21 protein-coding genes and 3 pseudogenes are annotated in these 19,481 nt (G+C 36.8%); 7 read left to right on the top strand and 17 right to left on the bottom strand.

Translation table 11 applies throughout. The features are described 5' to 3' along the window. The first annotated feature begins 424 nt into the window (after positions 1-424). Complete coding sequence (locus tag A5870_RS17765; RefSeq protein ID WP_226818314.1) at positions 425-712, top strand: SdpI family protein; 288 nt, start codon at positions 425-427, stop codon at positions 710-712. On the opposite strand, the pseudogene A5870_RS17510 reads toward A5870_RS17765, so the two are convergent. The 10 genes and pseudogenes from A5870_RS17510 to A5870_RS00680 form a co-directional block, all read right to left on the bottom strand. Further along, positions 641-823 (bottom strand): annotated as a pseudogene (locus A5870_RS17510) (hypothetical protein); the annotation flags it as partial. The gene A5870_RS17765 and the pseudogene A5870_RS17510 overlap by 72 nt on opposite strands. Before the next feature lie 24 nt (positions 824-847). After that, positions 848-1,360, bottom strand: coding sequence for a GNAT family N-acetyltransferase (locus A5870_RS00720; protein ID WP_086291516.1), 513 nt, complete (start codon positions 1,358-1,360; stop codon positions 848-850). Positions 1,361-1,410: 50 nt separating this feature from the next. Next, positions 1,411-1,986 (bottom strand): annotated as a pseudogene (locus tag A5870_RS00715) (recombinase family protein). A 15-nt stretch (positions 1,987-2,001) separates the two neighbouring features. Continuing rightward, positions 2,002-2,606, bottom strand: a pseudogene (gene fic, locus A5870_RS00710) (protein adenylyltransferase Fic). 274 nt (positions 2,607-2,880) lie between these two features. Continuing rightward, the gene (locus A5870_RS00705; RefSeq protein WP_086291514.1) at positions 2,881-3,759 is read right to left on the bottom strand and encodes an AraC family transcriptional regulator; all 879 of its coding nucleotides are present in this window, start codon (positions 3,757-3,759) and stop codon (positions 2,881-2,883) included. A 542-nt stretch (positions 3,760-4,301) separates the two neighbouring features. After that, positions 4,302-4,514, bottom strand: coding sequence for a hypothetical protein (locus tag A5870_RS00700; RefSeq protein WP_086291513.1), 213 nt, complete (start codon positions 4,512-4,514; stop codon positions 4,302-4,304). 10 nt (positions 4,515-4,524) lie between these two features. Beyond that, a complete protein-coding gene (locus A5870_RS00695; protein ID WP_086291512.1) occupies positions 4,525-5,172 on the bottom strand; it encodes a hypothetical protein in 648 nt (215 codons plus the stop codon). Positions 5,173-5,342: 170 nt separating this feature from the next. Beyond that, positions 5,343-5,537 (bottom strand): hypothetical protein, encoded by a 195-nt coding sequence (locus A5870_RS00690; RefSeq protein ID WP_086291511.1) that lies wholly within the window; start codon positions 5,535-5,537, stop codon positions 5,343-5,345. A 23-nt stretch (positions 5,538-5,560) separates the two neighbouring features. Further along, positions 5,561-6,076 carry a helix-turn-helix domain-containing protein gene (locus A5870_RS00685; protein WP_242595943.1) on the bottom strand — a complete coding sequence of 172 codons (516 nt, stop codon included), beginning with the start codon at positions 6,074-6,076 and terminating at the stop codon, positions 5,561-5,563. 16 nt (positions 6,077-6,092) lie between these two features. Continuing rightward, on the bottom strand, positions 6,093-6,545 hold the full coding sequence (locus A5870_RS00680; protein ID WP_086291509.1) for a DUF5626 family protein: 453 nt from the start codon (positions 6,543-6,545) through the stop codon (positions 6,093-6,095). A 191-nt stretch (positions 6,546-6,736) separates the two neighbouring features. Here A5870_RS00680 and A5870_RS00675 point away from each other — a divergent pair, with 191 nt between their 5' ends. The 3 genes from A5870_RS00675 to A5870_RS00660 all read left to right on the top strand — a co-directional run bounded on the left by A5870_RS00675 (position 6,737) and on the right by A5870_RS00660 (position 8,839). After that, a complete protein-coding gene (locus A5870_RS00675) occupies positions 6,737-7,687 on the top strand; it encodes a hypothetical protein (RefSeq protein WP_086291508.1) in 951 nt (316 codons plus the stop codon). A gap of 239 nt (positions 7,688-7,926) precedes the next feature. Then, positions 7,927-8,400: a hypothetical protein gene (locus A5870_RS00665; protein WP_086291506.1), complete on the top strand. Its 474-nt coding sequence runs from the start codon at positions 7,927-7,929 to the stop codon at positions 8,398-8,400. Between the two features lie 13 nt (positions 8,401-8,413). Next, entirely contained in the window at positions 8,414-8,839 is a 426-nt protein-coding gene (locus tag A5870_RS00660) for a hypothetical protein (protein ID WP_086291505.1), read from the top strand. A 164-nt stretch (positions 8,840-9,003) separates the two neighbouring features. Here the strand turns inward: A5870_RS00660 and A5870_RS00655 are convergent, their stop codons facing one another. Both A5870_RS00655 and A5870_RS00650 read right to left on the bottom strand, forming a co-directional pair. Then, a complete protein-coding gene (locus tag A5870_RS00655; RefSeq protein WP_086291504.1) occupies positions 9,004-9,645 on the bottom strand; it encodes a hypothetical protein in 642 nt (213 codons plus the stop codon). Between the two features lie 15 nt (positions 9,646-9,660). Next, entirely contained in the window at positions 9,661-10,329 is a 669-nt protein-coding gene (locus A5870_RS00650; RefSeq protein ID WP_242595942.1) for a hypothetical protein, read from the bottom strand. A 165-nt stretch (positions 10,330-10,494) separates the two neighbouring features. Here A5870_RS00650 and A5870_RS00645 point away from each other — a divergent pair, with 165 nt between their 5' ends. Next, the gene (locus A5870_RS00645) at positions 10,495-11,070 is read left to right on the top strand and encodes a hypothetical protein (RefSeq protein ID WP_086291503.1); all 576 of its coding nucleotides are present in this window, start codon (positions 10,495-10,497) and stop codon (positions 11,068-11,070) included. Positions 11,071-11,307: 237 nt separating this feature from the next. On the opposite strand, the gene A5870_RS00640 is transcribed toward A5870_RS00645, so the two are convergent. The 4 genes from A5870_RS00640 to A5870_RS00625 form a co-directional block, all read right to left on the bottom strand. Continuing rightward, positions 11,308-11,934: a helix-turn-helix domain-containing protein gene (locus A5870_RS00640; protein ID WP_086291502.1), complete on the bottom strand. Its 627-nt coding sequence runs from the start codon at positions 11,932-11,934 to the stop codon at positions 11,308-11,310. Between the two features lie 965 nt (positions 11,935-12,899). Beyond that, entirely contained in the window at positions 12,900-13,094 is a 195-nt protein-coding gene (locus tag A5870_RS00635) for a hypothetical protein (protein ID WP_242595941.1), read from the bottom strand. 206 nt (positions 13,095-13,300) lie between these two features. Continuing rightward, complete coding sequence (locus A5870_RS00630) at positions 13,301-13,504, bottom strand: hypothetical protein (RefSeq protein WP_086291500.1); 204 nt, start codon at positions 13,502-13,504, stop codon at positions 13,301-13,303. Between the two features lie 202 nt (positions 13,505-13,706). Next, positions 13,707-14,603, bottom strand: a complete 897-nt coding sequence (locus A5870_RS00625) for a LysR family transcriptional regulator (RefSeq protein ID WP_086291499.1) — start codon at positions 14,601-14,603, stop codon at positions 13,707-13,709. Positions 14,604-14,719: 116 nt separating this feature from the next. Here A5870_RS00625 and A5870_RS00620 point away from each other — a divergent pair, with 116 nt between their 5' ends. Both A5870_RS00620 and A5870_RS00615 read left to right on the top strand, forming a co-directional pair. Next, a complete protein-coding gene (locus tag A5870_RS00620; RefSeq protein WP_278014713.1) occupies positions 14,720-16,381 on the top strand; it encodes a malolactic enzyme in 1,662 nt (553 codons plus the stop codon). A gap of 13 nt (positions 16,382-16,394) precedes the next feature. After that, the gene (locus A5870_RS00615; protein WP_086291498.1) at positions 16,395-17,675 is read left to right on the top strand and encodes a 2-hydroxycarboxylate transporter family protein; all 1,281 of its coding nucleotides are present in this window, start codon (positions 16,395-16,397) and stop codon (positions 17,673-17,675) included. A gap of 178 nt (positions 17,676-17,853) precedes the next feature. Here A5870_RS00615 and A5870_RS00610 read toward each other — a convergent pair whose 3' ends face one another. Then, the gene (locus A5870_RS00610; RefSeq protein ID WP_170924052.1) at positions 17,854-19,236 is read right to left on the bottom strand and encodes a lytic polysaccharide monooxygenase; all 1,383 of its coding nucleotides are present in this window, start codon (positions 19,234-19,236) and stop codon (positions 17,854-17,856) included. Positions 19,237-19,481 lie beyond the last annotated feature (245 nt).

Genomic DNA, 19,481 nt, shown 5'->3' with positions numbered 1-19,481 from the left:
GTACTCATATTATTTTGCATCTATTATTCTCACAAAGTAATCTTTCTCTAATATCTATGACGTATCCATGTTTGGAAGCGGCAGAAAAATTTTAGCTTTACAACATAAAAGCACTCCCTAACTGCGAAGAAAGGGAACGCTTTGCTTGCTAATAACGACTAATATAAGTCGGCTTGCTACACTATCTTTAATTTTTTTCTATTCATTATAAATTTTAACCATATTTCGGAAATTTAATTTTCAAGTTATTAAAAACAGATTCACTTCGATACTTTCACCTTTTTCAAACTTATTGATAACATGCTTAAAAATAAGTTGGACATCTTCAGCCACAAAGACACTCGATTACTTTCTGTGATACAATTAATATATATTAATATATATGTTATAACAAGGAGGGTACATAGTGGATATTGGGTTATTTATGCTGACGCTTTCATTATTAGCATCACTTGCGAGTATTTTCAAATTAAATTCATCACCAAATTTTCTAATCGGCTACAGAACTAAACAAAGTATGTCTAACGATCAAAACTGGAGGTTCGCTCAAAAAACATTTTTCCCTATGTCGTTTATTTTTGTTTTCATCGTAATACTATTTAATAGGAATGGATTCATTGGAGATGGGGTCTATACTGTTTTATGTCTCGTCGTTTATATGCTTGCAGCTGTAGTCACTGAATATATGTTGTATAAGAAGAATAGGAAGTAACAAACAAATATGCTTAATTTTATCCAGAATCATTTCAAAGGTCTCATAGGTATCTATATCTAACTGGCACAACCAAAGCAGATACTTCTTTTCTTTGTAGGTCCAATCAACATTTGAATTATTACTTTCATAAAACTAATGATAGTATTTTGCCATAAAAAACTCATCTTTATTTTCTCCATCTATCTTCATTGATATCTTCCGTACACCTTCTATAACAAAACCGTTATGAGTATATAAATCAACGGCTCTTTTATTATGTGAAAGAACTGTCAGCTCTATTCTCTCAATCCCATTATCTTTAGCCCATGAGTCTAATAATACAAATAGCTTTTTCGCAATACCTTGTCCGCTATAGTCCTTTAATACTCCAATAGTTAAGTAGGCTACATGTTGATTTCTAGCAAAAATTCCACGTTCTGCTGATAGATAGCCTACCAATTTATTATTGTTCAATGCTACCTTAAGAAAGTCACGTTTTTTAATGGCTGATTTAATATTCTCTTCAATCTGATTTAAACTCTCCTCATCTTTCACTCGTTCTGACGGTTCATACATCATATACCTAGTTTCTTGATCCAATAACTTTTTCAAATCCCAAAATAAATGAACCTCACTCAGATTTAGATTTCTATAGGTGATATCCATCGCTAAACCAGTCCTCCTTTACTAGTCATCCTAATATAGTTGATACTTTTTTACTCATCCTCTTCAATTTTTTTCTTTATTCTAAAAAGTGTACTGCGGCTAAACCTAGTGATAGCTTCTACTTATTTGTATGATTTGCCGGAAATAAGAAGTTCATATGCATGGTGTTTCTTTGGAGTAATTGTAGCTTTCGGGCGTCCTTCTTTAAAGTTCGGATTATTCTTTTTAGCAAAAATCTTTCCTTCTTGAGTACGTTCTACGATCATGGCACGTTCCATTTCAGCAATACTCCTCAAGATGCGGACGATCATTTTCCCCATCAACGTATTTTCAATTGTCCCTAAATTCAAAACCTTGATCGTAACGGTTTCATCAAGCAAAGGCTCAATGACTTCTAAAGCTTCCCGTGTATTACGGGCGAACCGATCAAGTTTCGTAACAACGATTTCGTCTCCAGGCTTGAGACCAGCCAAAAGCTGATTGAACTTTGGCCGATCTCGTTTTGTACCTGTAAATTTTTCAGAAAAAATATTCTTCTTCTTAACATCGTTCTCAAGCAGCTGTTGAATCTGCTCCTTCGTACTTTGAGAAGTAGTTGAAATACGTGCATAGCCATATTTTGTCATTTGATCCACCTGCTCTTACAAATCATCGATCGTATATTCAGAGTACCCTTCATAAAAATAGCTAACATCGATTCCTTTCATATATAACTCACGATCGTCAATTTTATCAGTCAGAGCATTAGAAATTAAATAGCATATTTCTAAGTCATTTATTGGACTGCGCTCCATTGCGGAAAGATAGTCTTCTTTGTTGATTAAGCACCAATCGACAACTTTCTGCAATTCTTTTTTTTAAATGAGAGCCAGCCAAATTCTAGTAGTCCGACCATTTCCTTCACGAAAAGGGTGAGCGATATTCATCTCTACATATTTCTTGATAATCTCTTCAAAAGAAGTTTGCGGCAGCTGATCAATATGCTTTAACGAACGCTCCAAGTACATGACCAGCGCAAATTGAAAATTTCCTTTTGTGATATTGACTGTTCGAATTTTTCCTGCAAAATCGTAGATTTCTGAAAAGAGAAACTCATGAATTTCAGCTAAGCCTTTAAACGTGCCAACTTCGATTTCATTTATTTTTCCTGAATCATATAATTCCTTCGCTTTTTGCTTGCTTAGTTTTTCTTCAGCCTTGTCTAATGCAGCTTGATTGGTTAAACCAAAATGTTATCTAAAATCATGCAAAATCCTCTTAACTTTATGAAATAAGTTTATGGAAGACTCTCAAGCCTATTATACCGAGTGTTTACCAACGTATCAAAAACTATTAAGTTTCTGACCCTGTAACTCGCACTTCAAAACCTTACTTAAAAAGAAGTCTGAAAGAAAAAAAGAGTATTCAAAAATTCTTTTTTCTAAATAGCTACATCATATCTATATATTGACACTCAAAGAACCAGAATAAGTTATCTGAAAGCCGACTTATTCTGGTTAATGATGATCTTTATTATATTTTTACATTGAAAGAATTGCTTCCTTCTCTTTCACTGCAACCCAAATCTCACTGTAACAATTTTCTAGCCCTTCATCATAGTTTGTAAAAGAAAGCTCTGGGGCTTGGACCAATTCGTAGTTTGAAGAGGGCAGCCATTCAGAGTAGATCTTTCCCCAAGTATCTTGTAAAGTCTGAGGAAATGGTCCCTTATTTGGGAAAATCGCCCATTTGTGTTTCGCAATAGGTAGTTGCTCCAAATCATCAAAAAGATTTTCTTGTGTTGTCGCAAAACCGATGAAATGTGTTAGTTCTCCTGTTTCCTCCATCCTTCCTTCATCGAACCCGTAGGAAGCGTTCAACACCTGATTAGGATACATATTCCCTAATTTACGCATTTCTGTTCGTTGCTTTTCCGTCATTGATTGTGCCAGCTCTTGAACCACCTTGTTTGTTCCTTCAAATTGTATGGGAACACGCTTTGAGACACCCACTAAATTGAATGTGGGTTTTTCTTCAATTTTAAAATCCATTGAAACTCCTCCTTTAACATTAATATAAAAGGATAGTGGAGGAAAAGACTTTTGAAACTGATTTTTGATAATCTCGGAAGGCAAGAAGCCTGACCATTCTCGGAATGCTCTTGAAAATCCCTCTACGGACTGGTAGCCGTATTTAAAGGCTACTTCTGTTACGGATTCACCGTTGATTAAATCACTATTAGCCAATGCCAACCGTCGATTTCTAACATATTCTACTAATGAAATCCCAGCAATAAATGAAAACGTACGCTTTAAATGGTATTCAGATAACCCCATCGTTTTAGCAGCCTCTGCCAGTGAAATCTCTTGTGTTAATCGCTCTTCGATATACGTCATCAACCGATTCAACTCTTGAATCATTTCTTCCACCTCACCTATGTACTGATTCTATATAAGATTCCGTTATCGGACTTGATAAATGCTAGACTAATATTATCGGTTTCACCTATTGGAATGACGAATCGTTTAATCTCAAACTTCATGCACGTATTCCTATAAAAATAGTGCCTATTTCCAACTTGTTTTTCTTCAACACCTATTAAACACCTCCTTACTCACAATTGCTAACAGAATACTCGATAGATTTGAATGAGTCTAGAAGATTTTTTATGTTTTTATCGCTTTTCTCTGAAACTTCGTGGATATTCTTCCGGTAACGAACTGTTCTAAAATTCATCGTCTCCTATTTTCAGCTGAACATAGATTTTGTTACGAGTTTCTGTGCACTATATAGAATACTTTTCATAGAAATTTGTTCAAAGAAAAGAATGTCCAGAAAACAGTCATTTTCTGAACACTCCAATTTTAATGGTAACCACAGTTTTATAATTTTTCTTAATTTTGAATTCCATATCGAGATTATGTTAATTTGGGGAAGAATTAACACGCGCACTAATTTATTATCATTTCTTAATCGTTTTATAAATACCATATGCACAATATAAAATAAACAAGACGGGGATAGCGATTAATGGCGTTTTTAGTAATAAATAAGGATCTAAAACACCATTGACTGTACCTTGTTTAACCAAAAGATAGTTGCAGTAACTGATCAATTGTAATTGAAAAAATAGAATGAATCCGATAAATAAACTATAAATGTATTGTTTCTCCATCTTTTTCTCCTTAGAGGTTTTTAAATGAGTAATCCCAATGACCAAAGGTTTTTACAGTAGCGGTTTTAGTTGTCTTTGTTTTGACCCCACTTATATATTCACGCTGTACTACTTTTGTAGATTTGTACACTGGTCTAAAAATTATTTGTTGTCTTTTACCTGCGGGGATGTTTATAGAATAAGATACTCCGTAAGTCTTTGATTGCCCAATTGTAATTCCCAACGATGCTCCGATTTTATCGGCACCAATTGGATAACTACCTGAAATAGAAGACGAAACAGATCTACTAGAAGTATTTGAGTTAGTGGCTGACAATGTTGCTTTTCCCTTTCCAGACGGTCCATTTCTCCATGCGCCATAGGATGTACCAGCTGATGTTTTCGATTCAATTCTCCACATTCTATATTGAGCTACCCTAGTATTTACTTGTATACCTTTCGAGTACAAGTTCGTATCATTATCAAGATTAATTTCAGGAATGTTTAAGTACTCTGCTCCTTCGTCCGAAAAAATTGGTGCATTTTCGTCAGGAAGAATAAGTTCGTTAGTTTCTTCCATTGTTTCTGCTTTAGCATAAGTTACTGCACCACCAAAAGCTGTAAATACAGTGGATGCAATTATTGCTGTTAACATAGTTGTTACGATAGATTTATTCATTTTGATCCCTCTTTCATTTTTTATATACTAAGTATCCTTGAAATATGAAAAAAATGTAAGGAACAAAAAGTTTACATCATCGGTTTACTACTAAAGGTAAACGAAAAGGTTATTTTTAGTAGTTACTATTACACCTTCAGAATTAAAATTGTCTTCACCATAGAATGGGACTACTCATTTAATAGTTTATCTCTTTCTTGAACTAATTCTTTTTCTTTATCAATCAGTGTAAGAAATGTTTTATCAGAATACAGTTCTTCCTGAGTATTACCCCTAAATAGAAGAAATTCTTCCGCATAGTTTAATTTTTGCTGATTGACGCTTCTTCTTTCGTTACAAACAGTAAGTAAATTTCGTTTTTTCATTCTTACTCCTACTGATTTTGACGTTATTCAATCTGTTCGATCGAAACTGATCCCCAACCCATATAATTTGCTAAGTGTCCGTATCCAGCATATAAATTTAACGCCAGTGCTAAAATGCTGATAAGCCAAATTAATTTGTAGTATGAATTACAGCGCTTATTTCTGACAAATACGAACATACACACAATAATGCCTACTGGAAATATGAACGATGCTAACGCTGAAAGACCGATTAAAACCAGACTTTCATATTTTCCCAAGGTATTTCTTAAAAGTCTGAGCTTCTGTTTCTTACTAGCAATATCTTCATTATTATGTTCAATTTTTTTCTTCAATTTTTCATTCTCATCGAGTAGCTCTCCAATAGAAACTTCATAAAGTTGGCTCAATAGAATTAAGTTATCGTAGTCAGGATAGCCTCGGTCATTTTCCCACTTTGAAATAGATTGTCTTGAAACATTAAGCTTTTCAGCTACAAACACTTGTGAGAATCCTTTGTTTTCTCGATGTGACTTAAGTTTTTCCCCGAGTTCCATCATTAAATACACCTACTTATTATTTTACAACCAGTTTACCATTTGAAATAGTCGTCGTCACGCTCGCATTAGAAGTCATTGTTCCAATCTTGTGTTTGAAATTACAGATAGCTCTTGATGAATTGCTACTCAAAGAACTTGAAGTAATACTTCCTTGATAAGTGGTCATATTTAAATTAGTTGCAGATGTGAATTGTTTGTTCGAGTTAACAGTCACATTGTACGACACTAACCAATTACCCGTGCTTTTTTTTGAGACTTTGTATGTCCCTTTACCTACCCTAGTACCGGATGAAATATTTTCAATCATTAGTTCAATGGTTTCTCCCGAGTCATCTATATACGATGACTCGCTTCTAATAGTTGTTGAATCAAGGTCAAATACTAATTCCTCATTTTCGTGCGCAAGTCCCGTGGCTGGAAAAAAAAGAATACCTACCCCTAATATAAATAACGCAAATATTTTGTTCATTTCGTTCTCCTATTCTAAATTTTTCTCTTAGTATACATTGTAATAATGGCATTTATAAGTATCGTTCTATTTACACTACGTAAACTTCAGGTTTACATCCCTTCGTAAACCTGAAATGTAAATAGATTAGTCCTTTAAAGTAAATAGATATGTGGCATTATGAAAATGTAAATGGAAAAGGAGTGTGAATGATGGAAAAGAGAATATTTAAAAATAAAAAAACGTCATTATTGTTTACCATACTTTCAATAGTTGCATTATCCATACTTATTTTTTTAGTTTTGCCCGGCCTCTTATTAACTAATCCTAAGTCCGAAGAAACTCAAACTATTGTTTTCGAAAACACCATAAGTTATGGATTACGTGATAGTAATGGTCAGATAGTTGATGTAGGTACACAAATAAACCAAAGCGGCTCATCTTCATTTTCAGGGGATCTTGAAATTATCCAAGATATGGAGGGACAATACCTTTATTACTTAAACATTTTAAAGGACTTGCATGAAATTCCCTATGAAGTTAATGGTAAAGAAGTTACTTCGGCAAACATGTTTTCATTGACCAATAAACAGAAAATAAATATAGACCTTTCAATAGATAATATTTCTGAGGGAAACGAACTAATGGTTTTACTTTTTAAATATCCGAAATCGAACGACTCGATGACCTTGGAAAGAAGTTTAGAATACTCGGTTATGGGACTAAGATTCAATTTGACTAATAACAGTACCTATCCTCAGTCCATTAAATTTCTTAATGATAATGATACGAACGATTACAATGCCAGAATTTCAATGGTAAATGTTCAATCTTCAAATGAAGCGATCCTCGAACTTGAAAAAAGATCTAATGACAGTGTGGAGCTTCTTTTGGGACAAACTAGTCATGAGAACAGCAGACACTCTATCCTTTCCTTTGTAAATGGCTCTCTCATAGAAAAAAACGAACTGCCTCCAAACACCGTGTATGAAATCTCTGATAATAAATTGTATAGGATTCCGATTAAAATTCCCTTCACAAAAAAAGAAAACAGTATTTTTCAATTAGTTGATGTTCTGTCGCCATATCAAATGAACGATGGGATATATTCTATTACTGAGATTGATTTCTCAAATCCTATCCTCATAAAAAATAGTAAGTAGGTGGAAAAATATGAAAAAAACAGCAAATCTTGTAAATAACTTAATTTTCGCATATTTCATATATTGTATATACGTCATAATCTCGCCAATAGTTGTGCCATTTATTTTCCAGTTATTGTTAGCAAAAGAGGTTCCTTTGGATACAGTAAATCACAGTTTCTCTTTCGTGAAAGCAGTATTATTTATTGTTTTCATCTTGAAAGGTAACTTTGAGAATAAAAAGAAAGAAGGTCATCATAATGAAAAAAGTACTATATAAAATGGGGGTACTGAGCCTCTTACCACTCACGACACTACCAGGTTTTGCATACGCCTCTGAAGAAGGTGGAAATATTCAAGAAGAACCAATTCTAGAAGAAGTAGTCGTCTCGAATAGTGATTCCAGCTCCATGGCTGGTGGAGTTTCACGGGCTTCCATCAAGTGTACTACTACTGCTACAATCCATTACACACTCGCTCCAATAAGTGCAGCGTCCTCTGCAACTGGAGAAGCTGCTAAAATGATGGACAGTATCTTTGTACGATCACGACTTTACAATTCAAACGGTGTACTGAAAAATGATAAGTCCTCTACTAAAACAAAAACAGCCTATAATTCTGTTAAAACAAATCATGCACCAGTAAGTGTTTCAAAAAACTATACCTATGCAAATTCGACATTTAAAAAGTCAGGCTATTCAACAGTCACTCATGAAGTTAGAGCAAATCAATAAAGGAGAATAAGTAATGAAGAAAAAAATTATGCTTTTTACACTCTTTCTAAGTACCATAGCACTCACTGCCCCAACGACATCTCTTGCAAGCGAACAAGGAAATCTACTTGAAGTTGTTGACTCAAACGAAGCAACAATGGCGAACGCACGCACACGCTCTTCTATTTCAGTAAAAGGAAATCTATCAAAATCTAATCTAGTTTTTGTGGCTACTTCAACTGCTAGTCAAAAACAAGATTCTATCTGGTCGAAATGTGAGTCTTATACATCTGGAAAAAAACTCATAAACAGCGATCAGAATACAGTAAAAAATAGCAAATATGGAAGCGCTCAAGCAACGTTTGGTATACTGCACACTAGCCCTAAATCTTTAGGGTATCATCAGTTTAAAAAATCAGGCTACAACACTGTAACACTAACAACAAAATATAATTGGTAAAATGAAAATGGGGGCGTGACATAAGTTAATTAGATACGCCTTCCAAAAAATAAGGACCAAAACTCAAATTTTTATATGTATATTTTGGACACCCAAATTCCCTCGCCAATAAAGTGAATCTGGCGAGGGATATTTATTATTATAATCAAATATTTTTCAAGCAATTACAGGTTTAGTGCTGCTTCCAAGAATAATCTTCCCATACCACTAATACTGGTATAAGCAGACATGTATGCACGTCCATTTCCAGCTGTATTTTGGGAAGCATATCCCCATCCAGTATTATAAGAGAAGGTATTGCTAGTAGGATATTTCCATGCAGTCTGTTGAACATTTGGTCCTCTATAAGTTACATAACGATCGGAGACGATAATTGATGCGGTAGAAGCTTTGCTCCAGGATCCATGACATTTTTCAACCTTGATAGTATTACCAGAAATCCAATAGGTCAACGTTATACTCGATTTCGCAACACCATTATTAGCTGAACCAGTATTAGTAGATAATGGGGAAATATTAGTATTATCAGATTCATCAGGAGTAAAGTAATAGTCGACTTCTATAGTAGTCTCATACTTCTTTTCTTCAAATGCAGGAACTATTGAAAATTTACTTAAATAAGTTAATTCCTTATGTTCGATAACTTTTGTTTGCGTACTTCCTTCTCCGACAGCACCTTCAGCGGAAGTAATCTTTGCCTCAACTGTAGGAATAGTTGCTAGAGAATCGGCTTTAGCCTGTAAAGTATTTCCAAACAATATTGTTAATGAGACAAATCCGATAAGAGTGATAAGTATTTTTTTCATTTGTGTTCTCCTTTTTTATAATCTAGAGGCTGTTGCAGAAACTCTATAGCTAGCCATTCCAGACATTGTTACTGTTCCTGATACCGTAGTTTTTGCAGTAGCAGCTCCACCATAATTGTAAACATATCCCCATCCAGTATTATACGTGGTTAATGAATTAGAAGTAGGCGTTCTTTCTAAGGCATTGGTAAAACCCTGTTGAACTTTTAAGTTTCTGCTTGAAACACTTGCAAAGGAACTGGTCAATGTAAATCTGGAAGAAGCGCTAGTTACTTTAATGTTGTCTCCAGATTTTGTATAAGTAATTCTTGCGAGTACTTTCACAGCTCCAGTTGAATTTGTTTCATTATCATTACTAGCAAATGGTTTGATCATATCGCCGATAGTTTCATCTTCAGGAGTAAACTCAATCTCAAACTCAGAAACGTAGCTCTTTTCTTCGCTAACATTGCCATCGGTTATCATACGTGATCTTAAAGAAGGTACTTCATACGTTTTATTAGTTAGTATCTCAACATTTTCATTTGCGTACTCCCCAGTATCAATATTTTGAACTGAAAAATTAATTTCGTCAGTTCTCTCAATTTGACTAGCTGCACCTTTATCTGACAACAAAAATACGCGACCAACAAAACGGAAAACGCAAGAACGATTTGTTTCATGATTACCTCCAAATATATCCATCAAACTAATTTGATTGTAATCAAAAAATATCTTTTCGCTTCAAATACATTTAAATGTTTTTATTCTATTTTAAAAACACAAAATTTATTTGTTTGCATATTTGGGATTTAACCCTATATAATAGAATAAATAAGATTTATATTATAAAACAAGGAGGGATTTATAATGAAAAAAATCAGTTTAAGTATTTCAGCATTACTAGTACTTGTGGTTATAGGGGGATGTACTTCCAGAAATAACAATAACGGAACGAGTAGTTCCAGTATCGAAGTAAGTGCTACAAGTGATTCTGCTACTAATCCTACGGGAGATAGCATCGATAGTATGAGAACTGATGGCGATAACGCAAGGTTTAAAGTAGAACAAAAAGCGGGGCAATCCATTCATATCATGTCTACTAATCTAAAGACTGAAGAAGCGACAGAAATAGTTACTTCGGAATTTGTAAATAACTCCCAAAGCAGAGAATTAGAATTGATTTTTACCACTCAAAACAATAAATTTGAAGTCTCATTGTCGGCTTCAGGTAGTGAAGAATTATCTGATACTAGTACTTTTACGGCTGATCAAAAATATGTTGCATTCATCCCCTACAGTTCTGAAGAAAAAAACAAGTTAGGTGTTTTCGTAATGAGTAATGAGCAGAAGATTATTACTGATATAAAAAATGATTTGGATAATATAACTAACTATATTGAAAGTGATTCAGATTTTTACGAACAATCGATAGAGGTAAAATAGATTAGTATCTCCCGTCCTAGCATAGTTTATTAGATCAGATGTTAAATTTATAATATTAAGTTGATCAAAATAAAGAGTGCCCAGATAATAACTCTGGACACTCTTTATTTTGTGGGTAAAACAACCTTTGGGTTTACAATACACTCTATTAAATAAGGGGAAGATTTTCATAGGTTGACATTACCTGGATACTCTCACGTGCACTATATGTTCGTTAAGTAATACTCAACGAGAGAATTAGTTAGTTACAGTTCCTGTTTCTAAATTGATGGTATAATTCGTGTTTTTAATTTTGATAGTTTCCTTATCAGATAGAAAATCATTAGGAATTTCTAGATTCACTCTCTTCTTTGGATTAAAAATAGCTTGTAGCTGTATCCTTTTCGAGACTTCAATAATCCCCTTTCCATCCTCTAGATCCGGATAATATTCCCAGACTTCAGGTTGTTCAAATACATTGAGATTCAATTGAACCTCAACATTAGTGTGATCCTTTGATTTAGTAACAGTAACAGAATCTACATCGTCTTTACCAATATCCATTGAGGGAGAAAAATAGTTTAAAACAAATATAGAAATTAATAAGGTTAAACAAAGTGTCGCTATTTTCAATCCTTTGTATTTTTTTGACATATTAACCTTTTGTGCGAAATCTTTTACCATTACAGAATCACCTCGTAAAATTTCATCTAAGGAAAATTCAAAAAAAATGCTAAGTTCTACAAGAGTATCTATATTAGGGTATGATAATTCATTTTCCCAGCGAGAAACAGTTTGACGTGTAACATTAAACTGCTTCGCAATATCTTCTTGTGTTAAATTTAAATCAGTTCTCTTTTGGCGTAACATTTTTCCGATTTCCATAAATAAAGTTTATCCTCCAAGGGTTCGTTTGTTTAGCAATTACCATTTAACAATTGATTTTGTAAAACATAAATTGCTCTAAGTATTTTATTGTACCTGTAAACGAGTAAGAATTGTTTATCAAGTTACCATTATAAAATTGAGCATACCAAGTTGTACTAGATTTAATTCCATTCCAGGTTACTGTCCGGCTTTTCCCTGCTTTGACAGAAAAAGAAATATACGTTGTACTACTATTTTTACACTTTATATCTATAACATTTTTTCCTGTATTACTAATCGATACGGTATAAGAAGTTTTTCCTTTGAATGTATAAGAAGAATACACGTATCCCCCTCGATCACTACTTCCACTAAGGGAATATTTACCTTTGGAGGCTATGTTCCAATTGCTACTTGGCACATTAGCTCCTCTAGTCAACCCAGGGATAGTTATGCCAATATTTTCAATTGGTTGATCGCTTAAATCGGCATCCGTTTCAACATCACTAATAATTTCAATTCCCTCAGAAACCCAAATCTCTGATTCTTCAGCTGAAGCTGCTACACCCCATTAATAAAGATAGAACAGCTGCAATCCCTAAAATAATTTTCTTCACAATGATCATCTCCGATTTTTTCTGATTACTATATCAGTCAAGTAGGATTATACATTGTGTTCGACAAAACAGGCACGCAATTATCATGTTACATCCCTGAAAACATGCTATTCTACCGTATTCGTCTTTCTATTTGTTGCCCCCCATCTTTTCATGAGAGGGACCCACTCTTCTAAAGATTCGATTTTTCCACCAGCCTCTTCGATCTATCTTTTTTGCTTTTGCACAATATGGTTATCTATTTTAGTAATCCCTTGAAAATAAAAGGTCAGTATTTTGGTAATCTTTTTGATTTATAGGCTGATCGATTTCATCATAAATTTTACCCTAACTTAATACCGACTGAATAACTGAACTTAGATTTTGTTACGTGTTTCTGAACACAATAATTAAGACTAATGAATAAAACTGTAGTCTACGATAAATCACTTTCTTGATCAACTGGTAACCAGCTTCATCAACACCAGAAAATGCTTCTAACAGAGAATTATTGTACCTCTTACCATCTTCGAATCCATAGAAATCTTGATTGGTAAACAAGTGATACGCCAAAGCGACCAATCGTTGCTCCCCACCACTTAGGAGGACAAAAAAATAGACGTGCAAAACACGTCTATAGCGTCAATGATTGATATCTCACCGAAATCTTGCTATAATTACTGTGTAAAGAGGAGTTGCGCGAACAACCCCCCTACAGCACCGCTTAAGACGGTGGCCAGATTTAATTACTTTTTAAAAAATAATCGTCGCCTGGCTAAAGAGGACGGTTATTTTTTTGCACTCTTTTTTCGTTTCTTCTTGCTTTTACGCTCAGAAGAACGAGTGTTTATAATCGTATCTGCTAGTTTCACACATGCTTCGATTAAACCAATAAAGGCTAATAAAACAGGCGCTATTGCTAACAAAATGCCGATTATATCTACACCTTGCAAAAGACTGCTCCTTTCTTCAGATTTCGATAGTACATTCATAATGCACCACCTCACTTTCAAAAAAAGCGCCACCGTCACAAACTTTACTGTATCCTTATTATACCAAAACCCACGCTAAAAACCGATATTTATCAAGGTTTTTAGCGTTTATTCATGCGATAAAAAGGGCTAAAATAAAGGAACCATTCACTCGTTTTATCTACTTTGAAAGATTTTTCTTACCTCAAGAAATCCCCATTCTTCACCCTTCATCCTCCCAAGACAGCTCATCCAAGATCCTAATCACCTTTTGAACCTCTTGATTCAACATCGCACTCTTTAAATAGGCATATTGAATATAAAAAATTTCCTTATCTTCAGGGACTAGCGGTATTTTCACTAAGCCTTCCATTTCTTGAAACACAGGAAATTCCGTCATCAAGGTAATGCCGATATTGGAACTGACCAGCTGGCCAATCGTCTGGACGTCTGAAAAATAAAAGGGGACTTCCGGCTTCTTCTTTGATTTCTCACTTAAATTCTGAAAGGCGCGCATGTGGGTATAGCCTTTTTCCAGCAGGATAAAGGGATATTCGGCAGCTTCTTCAAATGAGATTTCCTTTTTTCCTGCCAATGGGTTTTCTTTTGACACAAAGATAAAAAACTCTTGCTGGTGCAGCAACTTCACCTGCAGATTCGGGTGGACGAGGGGATTGACACTGCCCAGCAAGCTAAAATCGATTTTTCCTGACAATAGTTTTGAAAGCAATTCATTGGATCCCCCAGATACCAAGTGAAATTTCGAAATAAAGCGGATGATCTCTTTTTCATCTATGAGTTTTGAAAAAACTTTGGAACGAATGATTGGCGGCAAACCGATGTGGGTCCGGTTGTTTTTAGCATGGTCGATGGCTCGGTCCAAGGTCACAAATTCATCTAAGATATATTGCGCATGAGCCTTCAAAATTTCCCCTTCAGTGGTCAATGAGATGGAGCGATGCGAGGCTTCTCGCACGATCAAATCACAGCCATAATGCTCTTCCAAGCGTTTGACAGCGTAGCTGACGGTTGGTTGACTGACGGCAAATTTATGCGCCACTTGGGTAAAAGAAAGCATATCTGCCAAAGCGTTAAAGTATTCTAAATCTCGTATATTCATCGTCTGATTCCTCCCTTAACCGGTTTAAACTAGCAGCGGTTTTGTTATAAATAATTTTTATTATACCACCGATAGTTGACTATAATTCTGTCCGAGGATTAAAGTAGCTAATGGAAATGAACGAGTACTCAAAATATATCCATTGGAGGAACATAATGAAAGCACATGACATTTTAAATAACCCATTTTTAAACAAAGGAACCGCGTTTACACAAGAAGAACGAAAAGAACTAGGATTGATCGGTTTATTGCCCCCACACGTGCAAACGATCGAAGAACAAGCAGAACAAGCTTATTTGCAATATGTCACCAAAGAATCAGACATTGAAAAACGTCACTTTTTAATGGAGATTTTTAATACCAATCGGACATTGTTCTACTATTTGTTCAACCAACATATCGTTGAATTCAATCCGATCGTCTATGATCCAACGATTGCTGATACCATTGAAAATTACAGCCGCCTATTCGTTGATCCTCAATATGCAGCATACTTAGATATCAATCATCCAGAAAACATCGAAGAAACGTTGAAAAACGCCGCTGGCGATCGGGACATTCGCTTGATCGTAGCCACTGACGCTGAAGGAATTCTTGGGATTGGTGACTGGGGTGTCCAAGGTGTCGATATTTCTGTCGGTAAATTGATGATTTATACAGCAGCTGCTGGGATCGACCCTGCTTCTGTTTTACCAATCGTGATCGATGCTGGGACCAACCGTAAAGAATTGTTAGAGGATCATTTGTATCTAGGCAATCGTCAAGAACGTGTCTACGGTGATGCCTACTACCAATTCATCGATCAATTTGTTCAAACGGCAGAATCACTGTTCCCTAAACTTTACTTGCATTGGGAAGATTTTGGTCGTTCAAATGCTGCAACGATTTTGGACAAATACAAACAATCGATTCCAACTTTCAATGATGATATCCAAGGAACGGGAATCGTTGTACTGGGCGGTATCTTCGGCGCATTAGATATTACAGGTGAAAAATTAACGGATCAAGTCTACTTATGTTATGGCGGTGGTTCCGCTGGTGCCGGGATTGCCAGCCGTGTCCATGCCGAAATGGTCAGCGAAGGTCTTTCAGAAGAAGAAGCCTACAATCATTTCTTTATGGTTGACAAACAAGGGCTTTTGTTCGATGATATGTCCGATTTGACTCCTGCACAAAAACCATTTGCCAAAAAACGGGCTGACTTTGCCAATGCTGGCGATATGACGCAATTGATCAATGTCATTAAAGTCGCAAAACCAACGATTTTGGTCGGTACTTCAACCAATGCCGGTGCCTTTACCAAAGAAGTTGTGGAAGCGATGTGTGAAAACACAGCTCGTCCAGTGATTTTCCCTATCTCGAATCCAACCAAAAAATTAGAAGCAACGGCTGAACAAGTAATCGAATGGTCTGATGGAAAAGCCTTTGTGGCAACCGGTGTCCCTTCAGGAACGATCCAATACAAAGGGGTCGACTACCAAATCGGTCAAGCAAACAACGCCTTGATCTATCCTGGTCTAGGGTTAGGTATGTTGGCTTCAGAAGCCTCTCTCTTGACCGACGAAATGATTGGTGCCGCTGCTCACTCATTAAGTGGTTTGGTTGATTTAAGCCAACCCGGAGCACCTGTTCTTCCACCATTTGAATACGTTGCGGACGTTTCTATCAAAGTGGCTGAAGCAGTTGCCAATAAAGCCAAAGAACAAGGACTAGCCCAAGCGCAAGAAACCGATATGGCAAAAGCTGTCCAAAATCTGAAATGGTATCCAACATACTAGGAAGGTCTGAAAAATGAATAAATTAAAAACGATGACGATTTCGGGAATTAGTCTTCCCTTGTATCTCTTTTTCATGGTTGTCATATTCAGTGCGATTGCCTTAGACAAGTTGCCATTAAATATGGTTGGGATCTCCATTTTACTAGTTGCCTTAGGACACCTGCTGTATTTCATTGGGGAAAAACTCCCGATCATGAACTCTTATCTTGGCGGTGGGTCAGTTTTTACCCTGCTTGGTGCCACCCTTTTAGCCTCCTTCCATCTCGTTCCCACGAAAGTCATTGACGCGGTCAGTGACTTCATGGGGGGCGGTTTTGGTTTTCTTGATTTCTATATTGCCGCTTTGATTTGCGGCTCGATTTTAGGTATGAACCGCAATTTGTTGGTGAAGGCTTCTACGAAATTCATTCCTGTTGCTTTGATCACCATGGTAGTAGGCTTTTTCTCCGTCGGCCTTGTCGGGATGCTGCTAGGCAATGGCTTTGCTGATTCGGTGATGTATGTATCTCTACCAATGATGTCTGGCGGGATGGGTGCGGGAATCACCCCACTTTCACAAATTTATGCCGATGGCTTGGCAAACGGCAATCAAGCCGCCATCTTTTCTCAATTAGCGCCAGCAGTTACTTTCGGGAATATTCTTGCCATTATTGGTGCTTTATTTATCGCTAAGGCCTTTGCTAAAACCAAATACAATGGCCATGGTACCCTGATCAATGCCACCAAAGAAGAATTAGAAAAACCAAAAATAACGCTTGATGCCCAACAAATCGGGGTCGGGATGCTCTTTTCCTTCTCACTGTTGGTCGTTGGTGCGATTTTAAGCGACTTTTTCCCTAAAATTCACGAGTATGCCTTTATGATCGTGATTGTCTTTATTCTGAAAGCCTTGAACATTGTCCCTAAGAAACTCGAAGATTCTGTGGTGATGTTCAACAATGTTGTGATGACGAATTTGACCCACGCAGTCTTGGCGGGGATTGGTTTAGCATTGATCGATCTGTCAACATTGGCTTCTGCCTTTACTTGGCAATTTGTCGTGCTTTGCCTAACCAGTGTCGTATCTATGGGGGCTGCCAGCTGGTTCTTCGGGATGGTATTGGGGATGTACCCCGTTGAAACCGCAATTGGCGCCGGTATGATCAACAACTCGATGGGGGGAACAGGTAATATCGCTGTATTGTCTGCCTCTGATAGAATGGAAATGATTGCTTTTGCCCAAATGGCCAACCGTTTATGCGGTGCGATCGTGCTGATTCTAGGTGGAATCTTGATCCGTTTCTTCTATTCTTGATCTAAAACTAAAAACAAGTGCTGCTACGCATGATGCATAGCAGCACTTTTTTGCATTCCTCAAACGAATTCGTCCAATTGGTTGCACGAATCAAACAAAGGTTCAATCATTTCCTCATAAAAGAGCCAAAAAGAGCAGTGCCTCCGCACTGCTCTTGCTTTACTGATTCATTCAAGGTTTACAGCTTCTGAAACAAGGTTGGGGCTTGATCAGGAGACCAAGTGGTGTCCCCGTAATTTGAGTGGGTGTTAATCACGACATAATTGCTGCCTTTATGGCTCACGATTTCACCACTTGTATACACTTCTGGTGCCGAGAATGTACCTAGTTTCCACACACGGTATTCTGACTCCCCGCCTCCAGGTGTTTCCGTTTCTTCTTTGGCATTGGTTTTCACGCTCAGCTGGTTACTGAAAGCGGATTGTTCGCCCGTTTTGCTGATTGCTTTGATTTGGTAATTGTAGGTTGTATTCGCTGCTAGATTCGTGTCTTCATAGGTTGTCCCTGTGGCTGTAGCGATTTTGACGCCATTGCGGTAAACGTCATATCCAGCGATCCCATTTGTATGAGTCGATGCTTGCCACATTAAGGACACGCTGCTGTCTGTCACGCTCATTTGGTGCAGGTTGCCTGGTGTCGAAGGTGTTTCGACTTGATTATCTGCTGAGGTAGTCACTTTCACTGCAGCACTTTTTTCTGAAACTAACGCAGTAAAGCCAACTGCTTCTACTTGATAGCTATAGGTTGTGTTGGCTTTTAATTGTGTGTCGGTAAAAGTTGGCTCAGTCGTCGTTGCCACTAAGGCACCATCGCGATACACGTTGTATTCTTTCGCATCGGCTTGACCGTTCCATGCTAAAGCCACCGTGCTGCTAGTCACTCGTTCTGAGCGGACATTTGCTGGTGCTGCTGGTTTTTCGGGAATGACTGTTGAACCAGAAACGTTAACGTCGATCACGTTATAAAAGGCATTTGGCGTATCTGCAACATCCCAGACCGCTAAAATGACATGGTAACCGAGACGATTTTCTGGAATAGTAATGGTATGGCTTGGGCTATTGCTGGCAGCCGAACCATCGTGATTCACAGTAGCGATCAATTCCAAGCTATCTCTTGAAAGTGGCGCGTTTTGATCCCAACCTGGTTTCGTGATATAGTAATGCCATTTTGTGGTCTTGTGAGGCGCTGTATAATGCCAATTGACCCGCAATGGTCCTTGATTGATGTCTTGTTTGGTCCAACGATTGGTTCCTTGTTCATCAAGAACAAAGTCCCCGATTTGTCCGAGTCCACCATCTGCTGAAGCGATACGACCATCTACTGGTCCTGCTTCTGGAAAGCCTTTTTTAGTTTCCAATGATTGTGGGTTTGAAATGACATTGCCATATTTTTCAAACGCAGCGCTCCACCCTAACGTATTGCGATCCAAAGACCCTTGATAGCCCCGACTGACAGGTGATTCCACATAACCATGAGCAAATACTTGTTTCCCCGTGAAGAACAAGGTCCCTCCAAGTAAGATTGCCACCCCGACCGACCATTTTACCAATGCGTTTTTCATACTCTGCCTCCTAAAATTTTTTATCATCGAATAAACCAATCCTATCCGTTTATTCATTGATTCCGATTCAGTGAAAAGCAAACCCTCCATTTAAAAATAGTTTATTTATATATGTATAATAAATGACCTAATCATTATAAGATTATAATGACTAGTTTTCCGTCCTTTCAGTGAGAAATACAAAAAAACTTGAAACGATTCTCCTAATCACTTAAGAGGATTCGTTCCAAGTTTCTTTCTTTATA

This window comes from Enterococcus sp. 2G9_DIV0600 (assembly GCF_002140615.1).
In the GTDB taxonomy this organism is placed as follows: domain Bacteria; phylum Bacillota; class Bacilli; order Lactobacillales; family Enterococcaceae; genus Enterococcus_D; species Enterococcus_D innesii.
The sequence above is the reverse complement of the archived record's forward strand: the minus strand, read 5'-3'. Positions and strand labels throughout refer to the sequence as shown.

What these genes read in the sequence shown, in the direction of transcription:
- A5870_RS17765 (WP_226818314.1), top strand. Translation starts at nt 425, where the DNA reads ATGCTGACGCTTTCATTATTAGCATCACTTGCGAGTATTTTCAAATTA.
- A5870_RS00720 (WP_086291516.1), bottom strand. Translation starts at nt 1,360, where the DNA reads ATGGATATCACCTATAGAAATCTAAATCTGAGTGAGGTTCATTTATTT.
- A5870_RS00705 (WP_086291514.1), bottom strand. Translation starts at nt 3,759, where the DNA reads ATGATTCAAGAGTTGAATCGGTTGATGACGTATATCGAAGAGCGATTA.
- A5870_RS00700 (WP_086291513.1), bottom strand. Translation starts at nt 4,514, where the DNA reads ATGGAGAAACAATACATTTATAGTTTATTTATCGGATTCATTCTATTT.
- A5870_RS00695 (WP_086291512.1), bottom strand. Translation starts at nt 5,172, where the DNA reads ATGAATAAATCTATCGTAACAACTATGTTAACAGCAATAATTGCATCC.
- A5870_RS00690 (WP_086291511.1), bottom strand. Translation starts at nt 5,537, where the DNA reads ATGAAAAAACGAAATTTACTTACTGTTTGTAACGAAAGAAGAAGCGTC.
- A5870_RS00685 (WP_242595943.1), bottom strand. Translation starts at nt 6,076, where the DNA reads ATGATGGAACTCGGGGAAAAACTTAAGTCACATCGAGAAAACAAAGGA.
- A5870_RS00680 (WP_086291509.1), bottom strand. Translation starts at nt 6,545, where the DNA reads ATGAACAAAATATTTGCGTTATTTATATTAGGGGTAGGTATTCTTTTT.
- A5870_RS00675 (WP_086291508.1), top strand. Translation starts at nt 6,737, where the DNA reads ATGGAAAAGAGAATATTTAAAAATAAAAAAACGTCATTATTGTTTACC.
- A5870_RS00665 (WP_086291506.1), top strand. Translation starts at nt 7,927, where the DNA reads ATGAAAAAAGTACTATATAAAATGGGGGTACTGAGCCTCTTACCACTC.
- A5870_RS00660 (WP_086291505.1), top strand. Translation starts at nt 8,414, where the DNA reads ATGAAGAAAAAAATTATGCTTTTTACACTCTTTCTAAGTACCATAGCA.
- A5870_RS00655 (WP_086291504.1), bottom strand. Translation starts at nt 9,645, where the DNA reads ATGAAAAAAATACTTATCACTCTTATCGGATTTGTCTCATTAACAATA.
- A5870_RS00650 (WP_242595942.1), bottom strand. Translation starts at nt 10,329, where the DNA reads ATGGATATATTTGGAGGTAATCATGAAACAAATCGTTCTTGCGTTTTC.
- A5870_RS00645 (WP_086291503.1), top strand. Translation starts at nt 10,495, where the DNA reads ATGAAAAAAATCAGTTTAAGTATTTCAGCATTACTAGTACTTGTGGTT.
- A5870_RS00640 (WP_086291502.1), bottom strand. Translation starts at nt 11,934, where the DNA reads ATGGAAATCGGAAAAATGTTACGCCAAAAGAGAACTGATTTAAATTTA.
- A5870_RS00630 (WP_086291500.1), bottom strand. Translation starts at nt 13,504, where the DNA reads ATGAATGTACTATCGAAATCTGAAGAAAGGAGCAGTCTTTTGCAAGGT.
- A5870_RS00625 (WP_086291499.1), bottom strand. Translation starts at nt 14,603, where the DNA reads ATGAATATACGAGATTTAGAATACTTTAACGCTTTGGCAGATATGCTT.
- A5870_RS00620 (WP_278014713.1), top strand. Translation starts at nt 14,720, where the DNA reads ATGAACGAGTACTCAAAATATATCCATTGGAGGAACATAATGAAAGCA.
- A5870_RS00615 (WP_086291498.1), top strand. Translation starts at nt 16,395, where the DNA reads ATGAATAAATTAAAAACGATGACGATTTCGGGAATTAGTCTTCCCTTG.
- A5870_RS00610 (WP_170924052.1), bottom strand. Translation starts at nt 19,236, where the DNA reads ATGAAAAACGCATTGGTAAAATGGTCGGTCGGGGTGGCAATCTTACTT.